The 9978-nt window shown below is 58.6% G+C and carries 11 protein-coding genes; 4 read left to right on the forward strand and 7 right to left on the reverse strand.

Going from position 1 to position 9978, the window contains the following annotated elements:
- Positions 1–5: 5 nt before the first annotated feature.
- Positions 6–1250, reverse strand: a complete 1245-nt coding sequence (tyrS, locus tag Q7T10_RS14070) for a tyrosine--tRNA ligase (RefSeq protein WP_304749338.1) — start codon at positions 1248–1250, stop codon at positions 6–8.
- A gap of 141 nt (positions 1251–1391) precedes the next feature.
- Here tyrS and Q7T10_RS14075 point away from each other — a divergent pair, with 141 nt between their 5' ends.
- Both Q7T10_RS14075 and Q7T10_RS14080 read left to right on the forward strand, forming a co-directional pair.
- A complete protein-coding gene (locus Q7T10_RS14075; RefSeq protein ID WP_370653771.1) occupies positions 1392–2789 on the forward strand; it encodes a peptidoglycan DD-metalloendopeptidase family protein in 1398 nt (465 codons plus the stop codon).
- 22 nt (positions 2790–2811) lie between these two features.
- A complete protein-coding gene (locus Q7T10_RS14080) occupies positions 2812–3927 on the forward strand; it encodes an anhydro-N-acetylmuramic acid kinase (protein WP_304749339.1) in 1116 nt (371 codons plus the stop codon).
- A 12-nt stretch (positions 3928–3939) separates the two neighbouring features.
- Here the strand turns inward: Q7T10_RS14080 and erpA are convergent, their stop codons facing one another.
- The 6 genes from erpA to Q7T10_RS14110 all read right to left on the reverse strand — a co-directional run bounded on the left by erpA (position 3940) and on the right by Q7T10_RS14110 (position 8144).
- A complete protein-coding gene (gene erpA, locus Q7T10_RS14085; RefSeq protein ID WP_304749341.1) occupies positions 3940–4305 on the reverse strand; it encodes an iron-sulfur cluster insertion protein ErpA in 366 nt (121 codons plus the stop codon).
- Between the two features lie 59 nt (positions 4306–4364).
- Positions 4365–4760: a polymer-forming cytoskeletal protein gene (locus Q7T10_RS14090; protein WP_304749342.1), complete on the reverse strand. Its 396-nt coding sequence runs from the start codon at positions 4758–4760 to the stop codon at positions 4365–4367.
- A gap of 36 nt (positions 4761–4796) precedes the next feature.
- Positions 4797–5525 (reverse strand): DUF6776 family protein, encoded by a 729-nt coding sequence (locus Q7T10_RS14095; RefSeq protein WP_304749344.1) that lies wholly within the window; start codon positions 5523–5525, stop codon positions 4797–4799.
- Positions 5526–5675: 150 nt separating this feature from the next.
- A complete protein-coding gene (gene rpsI, locus Q7T10_RS14100; RefSeq protein WP_304749346.1) occupies positions 5676–6068 on the reverse strand; it encodes a 30S ribosomal protein S9 in 393 nt (130 codons plus the stop codon).
- A complete protein-coding gene (rplM, locus tag Q7T10_RS14105; protein ID WP_304749347.1) occupies positions 6065–6538 on the reverse strand; it encodes a 50S ribosomal protein L13 in 474 nt (157 codons plus the stop codon). The genes rpsI and rplM overlap by 4 nt, the downstream gene beginning before the upstream one ends.
- A gap of 145 nt (positions 6539–6683) precedes the next feature.
- The gene (locus tag Q7T10_RS14110; RefSeq protein ID WP_304749349.1) at positions 6684–8144 is read right to left on the reverse strand and encodes a serine/threonine-protein kinase; all 1461 of its coding nucleotides are present in this window, start codon (positions 8142–8144) and stop codon (positions 6684–6686) included.
- A 195-nt stretch (positions 8145–8339) separates the two neighbouring features.
- Here Q7T10_RS14110 and Q7T10_RS14115 point away from each other — a divergent pair, with 195 nt between their 5' ends.
- Entirely contained in the window at positions 8340–9278 is a 939-nt protein-coding gene (locus tag Q7T10_RS14115) for a 23S rRNA (adenine(2030)-N(6))-methyltransferase RlmJ (RefSeq protein WP_304749351.1), read from the forward strand.
- 71 nt (positions 9279–9349) lie between these two features.
- Positions 9350–9978: UDP-glucose 4-epimerase GalE (gene galE, locus Q7T10_RS14120; RefSeq protein WP_304749353.1), on the forward strand; the 629-nt coding region annotated here is incomplete at its 3' end.

The following is a 9978-nucleotide window of genomic DNA, read 5'->3' on the forward strand; positions in this document are numbered from 1 at the left end:
CTGGTTCAGCCCACCGTGACCCGGGCGAACTTGCGCTTGCCAACCTGCAGCACATAGGTGCCGGCCCCCAGCTTCAGTCCTTTGTCACTGACCACGCTGGAATCGATGCGCACCCCGCCACCGTCAATCAGCCGGTTGCCCTCGCCGCTCGACGCGGCCAGCCCGGCCATCTTGAGCAAGGCACCCAGCCCCAGCGGCGCACCGCCCTCACCCAGAGGCAAGGACACCTCGGCGATTTCGTCCGGCACGCCGCCCTTGCTGCGGTTGATGAAGTCCTGCTCGGCCGCGTCGGCCGCTGCCACGGAGTGAAAGCGTGCCGTAATTTCCTTGGCCAGCGCCACTTTGGCGTCTTTCGGGTTGCGCCCGGCCGTCACCTCGGCTTTCAGGGCGGCAATGTCAGCCTCGCTCTTGAAACTGAGCAGGGTGTACCAGCGCCACATCAGCACGTCAGAAATGCTCAGGACCTTGGCGAACATGGTGTTGGCGTCTTCGGAGATGCCGATGTAGTTATTCTTGCTCTTGGACATTTTCTCGATGCCGTCCAGCCCTTCGAGCAGCGGCATGGTCAAAATGCATTGCGGCTCCTGGCCGTACTCTGCCTGCAGGTGACGACCCACCAGCAGATTGAATTTCTGGTCGGTGCCACCCAGTTCCAGATCGCTCTTGAGCACCACGCTGTCATAGCCCTGCATCAGCGGATACAGGAACTCATGCACGCTGATCGGCGTGCCGGACTTGAATCGATCGTGAAAGTCGTTGCGCTCCATCATGCGCGCCACCGTGTAGCGGGCCGCGAGCTCGATCATGCCGCGCGAGCCCAGCGTGTCGCCCCATTCGCTGTTGTAGCGAATTTCGGTCCGGGACGGATCCAGCACCATTGACGCCTGCCGGTAGTAAGTCTGGGCATTGGCCTCAATCTGTTCGCGGGTCAGCGGCGGACGGGTGGTATTTCGACCCGACGGGTCGCCAATCAGCGTGGTGAAATCGCCGATCAGGAAGATGACCTTGTGCCCCAAATCCTGCAACTGGCGCATCTTGTTGAGCACCACGGTATGGCCAATATGGATGTCCGGCGCCGTCGGATCGAGTCCCAGCTTGATGCGCAGCGGGATGCCGGTGGCCTCGGAGCGGGCCAGCTTCTTGACCCAATCGTCTTGCGGAATCAGTTCTTCGCAGCCCCGCAACGACACGGCAAGCGCCTCCCGGACACGGTCTGTTACAGAAAAAGTAGGGACTGATGCTTGATTCATAAGGGTTTTTATTGATGCGGTGGGGTGGAGCGAAGTTATACTCTGCGTTCGCTCAAGCGTCTGATTTTAATTGGCCGCGCATGGGCACCTTCTTTGTCTGTTCGGTTGCACACAAACCAACCCCAACCTGGAACGCTTGTTTTGACAAACAGCCCTGCTAACGCTAAAGATATTTTGCTGACTTTTGTTGGTCAGGCGATCAACAAACATCCGAAACGGATCACCGCCCTCATTGCAGCGCTGATGCTGGGCGGCGGCGGCGGTGCATTCGCTGTGGCATCCTTCGCGCCCGATGCCTCTGAGTTGCCGGTACGGGAAGTGCTGGAGTCCGTTCAGGCCCTGCCCTTGAACGCCCCATCCGACCTGGCCTCGCCATCGTTCACGCTTTTTCGATCGGAAGTTACCCGTTCCAGCGACACCGCAGACACGCTTCTGAAACGACTGGGTATCGATGACGCCGCCGCCGCAGCTTTTGTTCGCACCGATGCCAGCGCCCGCCAGATCCTGCTGGGGCGAACCGGCCGCAGCGTCACGGCAGAAGCCAGCGACGACAACCGCTTGCTCAAGCTCAGCGCCCGCTGGAGTTCGGACAGCGACGGCAAGTTCAACCGGCTGGTCATTGAAAAAACCGCACAAGGCTTTCGGTCCCGCACGGAAGTCGCGCCTTTGACGGCCTCCACCCGGCTTGCCAGCGGCACGATCCAGACCTCTCTGTTTGCGGCCACCGATGACGCAAGAATTCCGGACAGCATCGCGACTCAGGTGGCAGAGATTTTCTCCGGTGACATTGATTTCCATCGGGCCCTGCGCAAGGGAGACCGCTTTTCCATCGTCTACGAGACCCTGGAAGGCGATGGTGAACCCCTTCGTGCCGGGCGTGTCCTGAGCGCCGAATTCGTCAATGGCGGCAAAACCTTCCAGGCGATGTGGTTCAAGGACCCGGTTGCTGGCGGCGTCCCGGTGGTCGAAGGTGCACGGGCAGCTGATTCCCGCAGCAAGGGCGGTTACTACACGCTGGACGGTGAGAGCCTGCGTCGCGCCTATCTGGCGTCACCCATGGAATTTTCCCGTGTGACCAGTGGCTTCAAGATGCGCATGCATCCCATTTTGAAGACTCTACGGGCGCATCAGGGCGTGGACTACGGTGCACCAACCGGCACCGCAGTGCGCAGCGTGGGCGACGGCACGGTCGAATTTGCAGGCGTTCAAAATGGGTATGGCAATGTAGTCATCCTCAAGCACCGCAACAACCACAACACCTTGTATGCGCACCTGAGCCGCATCAACGTGCGCAAGGGTGAGAGCGTCAGCCAGGGTCAGAGCATTGGTGCAGTGGGTGCCACCGGTTGGGCGACCGGACCTCATCTGCATTTTGAGTTTCGCGTCAACGGTGTCCATCACGACCCGCTCACCATCGCCCGCGAGAGTGAGTCAGTACCAGTTTCGCCAGCCGCCAAGCCTGTGTTTGCGCGGCTCGCGTCCGAAAACCGGATGGCTCTCTCGGCCGCAGCGTCCATGCAGCAAAGCAGCGCCCAGTAAGCTCCTTTGGAGTTGATGCGGCGTGTCTGAACTCTATGTCGGCCTCATGTCCGGCACCTCGCTGGATGGGGTGGACGGCGTATTGGTCGATTTTTCTGGTACGACGCTACGGGTCCTGAGCTATTCCAGCGCACCCTTTTCGAACACTTTGACCCAGGAATTGCTGGCGCTCAACAGCCCCGGTCCCAACGAACTGCACCGTGCTGCCCTGGCAGCCAATGCCCTCGTTCGTGTGTATGCGCAAGTTGTTGCCGATCTGCTTGAAAAGTCATGCATCCACCATGGGCAAGTGACGGCCATCGGCGCGCATGGCCAGACCGTACGGCACCGCCCACAGGCATTCGACGGCATCGGCTACACACTGCAGCTCAACAGCCCGGCCCTGCTGGCCGAGCTGACCGGCATTGCGGTCATCGCGGATTTCCGGAGTCGCGATGTGGCGGCCGGTGGGCAGGGGGCGCCATTGGTGCCGGCTTTTCACCAGGCCGTCTTTGGACGCCCCGGCCAAACAGTGGCAACGCTCAATATTGGTGGCATCTCAAACCTCACCGTGCTGGGTCCGCATCAGGCTGACGACGTACTGGGCTTTGACTGCGGTCCCGGCAACGCCTTGATGGACGCTTGGTGCCGACAGCATCTCGGCCAGGCTTTTGATGCCAACGGCGCGTGGGCAGCCACGGGACAAGTTCAAGGTGATCTGTTGGCGGCTCTGCTGCGTGAACCCTACTTTGACCAGCCCGCCCCGAAAAGCACGGGGCGCGATCTGTTCAATATGGGCTGGCTGGCCGGAAAACTCCAAGATCTGGCCCCGATGGCGCCGGAGAATGTGCAGGCCACGCTGACCGAATTGACCGCCAGCGTGTGCGCGACAAGCGTCACGCGCTACGCGCTGGAAAGCCATGAACTGATCGTGTGCGGAGGTGGCGTCTTCAACGGTCACTTGATGCAGCGGCTGCAGGCGCATTTGCCGTCGCTGCAGGTCAGTTCCTCCCAAGCCCATGGCTTGCCCCCCTTGGAGGTGGAAGCGGCCGCCTTTGCATGGCTGGCACGCAAGACCGTCTTACGCGAAACATCGAGCCTCAAAAAAGTAACGGGCGCCCGAGGCGCCCGCGTACTGGGTGCGATTTACCCGGCCTGAGCCGGGTCATCCTCAGACCGAAAAGCTTGACCCGCAGCCGCAGGTGGACTGGGCACCCGGGTTTTTGATCACAAACTGAGCTCCCTGCAAGTCTTCCTTGTAGTCAATTTCCGCCCCGACGAGGTACTGATAGCTCATGGCGTCAATCAGCAGGGACACGCCATTCTTGGTCATGGTCGTATCGTCTTCGTTCGTGATTTCATCGAATGTGAAACCGTACTGAAAGCCGGAACACCCTCCACCCTGCACGAATACGCGCAATTTCAGATCTGGATTTCCCTCTTCGGCAATCAGATCCGCCACTTTGGCAGCAGCACTGTCGGTAAAGATAATCGGGCCCGGCATCTCGGTCTGGATGTTTTCTGCAACGGCACTCATGAGCTACTCCCTAAAAATTTAACTTGAGGAATACTACAGCAAATCGGTCAAGAATTCAGCTAGGCGTTATTAGCCGCCAATTTCAGTGTGGGTTTTTCCTCGGCACCCAGGATGGGACGCAACTGCCCGGCAATGATGGCGCCCTGATGCATCTCCAGCGCTGTGTAATGCACGTCACCCTGGATACGGGCCATCGGTTGCAGCTCGAGCAAGACCAGGGCATGGACCGCCCCCTGGACCGTGCCATTGATGATGATGTGATCGGCATGGATGTCACCCGTCACCGTTGCCGACTCCGAAATCACCAGAATGCTCGGCAGATCGGACTTGGCACGGATGTTCCCGACAATCGCGCCGTCGATCCGCAGGCCGTCCGAAAACCCGAAATTCCCGTCAATCTGACTGCCTTCGGCAATCAGGCTCTTGATGGGAGGTTGTTTCTTCTTGTTGAACACGTCGATATCCTTGAATGCATTGAGAAATCCGTTGAACTATAGTTTGATGGATTGCACGGCTTTGGTAACCGAGCCGTCCAGAATTTTTGCGGTAACGCCCTTGATCACCGCTTCGGGTGGCAACTCAAAAACACCTTCAATGCGACCATACTGTTTCAGCTTGATCGACTGAGCCCCACCCGGCAAGGTCGCAGTCCAGGGCTTTCCATTCAGCACGCCGGTAAAAATCAATTCCAGGCGTCCATTGAACTCAGGCGGGTTCTTGAGTGCCTGAATCACCAGCACCTGCCATTTCATTTCATGCCCATTTCGAAGTTCTGCCTGCAAGCCGCGTATCGCAATGCCTCCAACGCCCGCCGTGGGAATCAATCTCTCAAAAAAACCCAAGTCATCGCGCAGGCTTCGATTTTCTGCCTCCAGCAATTTGTTCTGGGCGGCCAGTCTTTCATGCGCCACCTTGTCCGAGGTCAGCAGGGTGTCCGCCGTATTGGCTATCAGTTGAGCCTTGTCGCGCTCCGCTTTCAGGTTTGCCATTTCCGCACGCATCGCCTCAAGTTCGGATCGCGTTTGCTGCAGTTCCCCCTTGGTGCCGCCATCGAGACCAGCAATGACCTTGCCAAACTCGAATGCCCAGAGGCCAATTGCAGCGCAAAAGCCAAAAACGATGGCCAGGACAACCCAGCGAAATGGCCACGGCAAGGCACTGCGCACCGCCATGCGTGGGGCACTGACCGTCAGGCGGCGGAGAAGGAGGCGCAGTCTCATTGGGCGCCAAGTCTATCAGTCGGAATACAAAACGGAGTTCCAGAGAAGACTAACTTGTAACCAAGTTATGTCGAAAATAAAAAGCCGCCCGAATCTGCATTCGGGCGGCTTTTGTGCTGCAACAATTCGCTTGCGAAATTTCCGTTGAAATTACCGCTTGCTGAACTGCTTGCGACGACGCGCGCCGTGGAAACCGACCTTCTTACGCTCGACTTCACGCGCATCACGCGTCACGAAGCCAGCCTTGCTCAATTCGGGCTTGAGCGTTGCGTCGTAGTCAATCAGGGCACGGGTAATACCGTGACGCACAGCGCCAGCCTGGCCTGACTCACCACCGCCAGCAACGTTGACCATGATGTCAAACGTTTCAGCGTGGTTGGTCAGCATCAAGGGCTGTTTGCAGATCATGATGGAGGTTTGACGACCGAAGAAATTTTCGATGTCTTTGCCGTTCACTACGATCTGGCCGGAGCCTTTTTTCAGGAATACACGGGCGACGCTGGATTTGCGACGGCCGGTACCATTGTTCCATTCACCGATCATTTGGCAGACTCCCTCTTAGTTGCATTGGCAGAAATGCCTGCAATTTCCAACACTTTGGGCTGCTGGGCGGTATGAGGATGCTCAGCACCACCGTACACCTTGAGCTTCTTGATCATGGCATAGCCCAAGGGACCCTTGGGCAGCATGCCCTTGACGGCTTTTTCCAAAGCACGGCCAGGGAACTTGGCTTGCATGTCGCGGAAGTTGATGGCAGAAATGCCACCAGGGTAGCCAGAGTGGCTGTAATACACTTTGTCAATGGGCTTGGCGCCAGTGACACGCAATTGGGCTGCGTTGATGATGACGATGAAGTCACCTGTATCGACGTGAGGCGTGTAAATGGCCTTGTGTTTGCCGCGCAAACGGAGAGCAACTTCGCTGGCTACTCGTCCGAGGACCTTGTCGGTCGCGTCAATCACAAACCACTCGTGCACCACGTCAGCGGATTTGGCGCTGAAAGTTTTGGTCATGAGATTTCTCTTATTGAAGAGGGTTTGTCGGGCTCTTTTCCACGGTCGGCGTTCCTCTGACGGGAATCTCTTAGGTGGGAATCTAGCTCCGCCGCGGAGCCACAAAAGCGCTGCGAAGCCCAACATTATACAAAAATCCGCCCGATCAGGGAGTTTTCGAATCCTGGCCGTCTGGATATCGTTTTCTATTTTCCACACAGACAGCGAGATGGGCAAATTGCGGCTTCTGGCACTCAAGGTGAATACACATCGGCCGTGTCAGGAAATTGCTGTCTGCACACAAGACAACGGGAACCTTCGGCAATGGCACCGACGAGGGGCGTACCGGCTCCGGACGCACTCGCTTGGGCAGAGCCGAAGCGGGACGTTCAGCCACTGCGGGTCGCGATGGCGCAGCTAAAGCCTTGTCCTCGCTCCCATGCAATACAGGAGGCGCCGGGTTTTCAACGACAACCCGCGCAATCCCCGCATCACCCATCACGGGCGGCTTAGGCTTGCTCAGGAAAAACCAGCCTGAAGCCAACAGAACTGCCACCAGACCCATGACAGGCCATCTTTTCGACCTTTTCACCGGCTCGGGGCGTGCGGCCTGCCCCGTAACCGTGGGAGCCACCGTGTTCTGGTCAGTTGCAGTACGCTCCGCTGGCTGTGGCCGCTCCGGGAACTGAAGTTGATGGTCGTTTGCCCAAATGAGCTTGTCGCCAAGATCCGCACGCCAGTCAAATTTCAACATGTCGCGGGGCCGGCTAAGTCGCATTTCGGCGACCAGGGCTTCGACACTTTGGGGACGGGCGTCAGGCTGAATCGCCAGGGCATGGTCCATCGCCGCGACAAATTCTGCTGAATATGATTGCCCGAAGTGCTCCTGCACCGTTCTGGCGACATTGGCAATCGTGGGCATGCGGTCACGCACCACCCGAAAAGCCGCGGGCAGCGGCGGCTCTTTGCACAGACAGCCGTGGACAACGGCGGCCAACGAATAGAGGTCAGTCCAGGGCCCCTGGATCAGGTCCACCGCATCCGCATATTGCTCAATGGGCGCGTAATTCACCTTCATTACGGCGGTGTGTTTTTGACTCGTATCCAGAATCGCCCGGCGAGCGGAACCAAGATCGAGTAGCACGGGGGGGCCAACATCTTGCAGAAAAATGTTGTCCGGCGATATATCCCGATGCAGCGTATTGCTCTCGTGGAGAACCTTGAGCGCCTCCAGGACCGACCACAAAACCGCGCGCAGCCAGGCCTCGGTCGGCGGGCTCTGCATCTGGCTGCGCGCCTGTTTCAGCGTCATCCCAACATACAGGGGCATGGCCATATAGGCGGTGTTGTTCGCTTCCCAGAAGCGATAGACTTTGACGAGTGAAGGATGATCGAATCGCGCCAGCAAACGTGCTTCGGCTACGAAAGATGTCAACCCTGCCGAAAAGGAGGGCTGATCGACTGAGGACCGGACCGTCAGGGAAGTGCCGGCCGCCCGGCCCACGATCGCGGCAGGCATGTACTCCTTGATTGCCACGGTTCTGTGCAATGAATGGTCGTACGCACGGTAAACCATCCCGAAACCACCCACGCCCAGCAGCCCCAGAATCTCAAATTCAGCCAGCATGGCTCCGATTGGCAAGGCATCAATATGAATGACGGCTGCATCAGGGGACTCTGGCGTCTGGGGTTCAATATCATTCACAAATCCAAGTATCCCAATGTGTTATGGCCTTCATTGTGTGTAAATCCGGGCGCGATCCCGGGCGTGCGAGACCAGTCTACATAAAGGTGCCGTCGTCCGCTTCGTTAATATAGCGGCATGTTCAGTTATCGCCACGCCTTCCATGCCGGCAATCATGCCGACGTACTCAAACACACTGTGCTCATTGCCATACTGCGGCATTTGACACAAAAAGACACCGCCCTGACGGTTTTTGACACCCATGCCGGAGCCGGTTTGTACCGGCTAGACGGTGAATATGCCGAAACAAGCGGCGAGGCAGCCAATGGCTTTCTTCGCCTTGTTGCGGAGCCAAACAAGGCTCCAGCCCCCGTCAAAAAAGCGTCAGCCGCTACGAAATCAATAGCAGCCGGTCTGGCACCGGTGATCCAGGACTATCTGGATCTGGTCGCCAGCTTCAATAGCAAAGGCAGCCACAAGGTCTATCCAGGCTCACCTTTCATCATTCAGCGTCTGCTGCGTGAACGCGACAAACTGAAACTCTTTGAACTGCACCCTACAGACTCCAAGACACTGTCCGCCAACATCGCCCAATTGGAGGCAGGGCGCCAGGTCGCAGTCCTGCGTGAGGATGGATTTGAGGGACTCAAGAAATTCCTGCCTCCCCCCGCGCGGCGGGCACTGGTGCTGAGTGACCCCAGCTACGAAATCAAGAACGACTACGCCCGCGTTGTGGCCATGGTCGCGGATTCGATGGCCCGATTTGCCACCGGCACTTACGCCGTTTGGTACCCCATCATTCCGCGTCCGGAGGCACATGACGTTCCGCGCAAGCTGAAGACCCTGGCCAACAAAGCCGGCAAGAGTTGGCTGAACGCGACACTGACCGTGAAGTCAAGCAAACTGACCGCCGATGAAGCCGGCGAGGTCATACGCCCAGGTCTGCCCGCCAGCGGCATGTTCATCATCAATCCGCCCCATACCCTCAAGACCGCGCTCCAGCTCGCGCTGCCCCAGCTGGCGGAAATCCTCGGTCAAGACCAGCACGCGACATCAACTGTTGAGTCTGGCGGCTGACCTCAAGACCACGTCGGCATGCACCCCCTGAGACCAAACTCGCCGGAAACCCGGAGCTAAGGCAAATTCCCATGATCTTCGTCACTGGCGGTGCCGGGTATATCGGCTCCCACACCTGCGTCGAGTTGCTCAATGCGGGGCATGACGTCACCGTGTTCGACAACTTCTGCAACAGCCAGCCCGAAGCCCTGGCGCGGGTGGAGCGCATCACCGGCAAAAAACCTGCCCTTGTGCAGGGCGACATTCGTGATTCGGCGGCACTGGTCGCCGCCCTGCGCCAGAGCCGCGCCACGGCCGTGGTCCATTTCGCCGGTCTCAAAGCGGTGGGCGAGTCCGTGCAACAGCCGCTGGCCTATTACGACAACAACGTGGTGGGGACGGTGAGGCTGCTGGAGGCGATGATTGCCTGCGACGTGAAGACGCTGGTGTTCAGCTCGTCTGCCACCGTCTATGGCGACCCGCAGCAGCTGCCGCTGACCGAGGACCACCCGCTTTCAGCCACCAACCCCTACGGGCAAACCAAGCTGGTGATCGAAGACATGCTGCGCGACCTTTACCGCAGCGACCCCACCTGGCACATTGGCATCCTGCGCTACTTCAACCCGGTGGGGGCCCACGCCAGCGGCCTGATCGGCGAAGACCCGCAAGGCACGCCCAACAACCTGTTGCCGTTCGTGGCGCAAGTGGCCGTGGGGCGACG

It is taken from the genome of Rhodoferax sp. (assembly GCF_030646845.1).
In the GTDB taxonomy this organism is placed as follows: Bacteria; Pseudomonadota; Gammaproteobacteria; order Burkholderiales; family Burkholderiaceae_C; genus Rhodoferax.

What these genes read in the sequence shown, in the direction of transcription:
- tyrS (WP_304749338.1), bottom strand. Translation starts at nt 1,250, where the DNA reads ATGAATCAAGCATCAGTCCCTACTTTTTCTGTAACAGACCGTGTCCGG.
- erpA (WP_304749341.1), bottom strand. Translation starts at nt 4,305, where the DNA reads ATGAGTGCCGTTGCAGAAAACATCCAGACCGAGATGCCGGGCCCGATT.
- Q7T10_RS14095 (WP_304749344.1), bottom strand. Translation starts at nt 5,525, where the DNA reads ATGAGACTGCGCCTCCTTCTCCGCCGCCTGACGGTCAGTGCCCCACGC.
- rpsI (WP_304749346.1), bottom strand. Translation starts at nt 6,068, where the DNA reads ATGATCGGTGAATGGAACAATGGTACCGGCCGTCGCAAATCCAGCGTC.
- rplM (WP_304749347.1), bottom strand. Translation starts at nt 6,538, where the DNA reads ATGACCAAAACTTTCAGCGCCAAATCCGCTGACGTGGTGCACGAGTGG.
- Q7T10_RS14110 (WP_304749349.1), bottom strand. Translation starts at nt 8,144, where the DNA reads ATGCTGGCTGAATTTGAGATTCTGGGGCTGCTGGGCGTGGGTGGTTTC.
- Q7T10_RS14115 (WP_304749351.1), top strand. Translation starts at nt 8,340, where the DNA reads ATGTTCAGTTATCGCCACGCCTTCCATGCCGGCAATCATGCCGACGTA.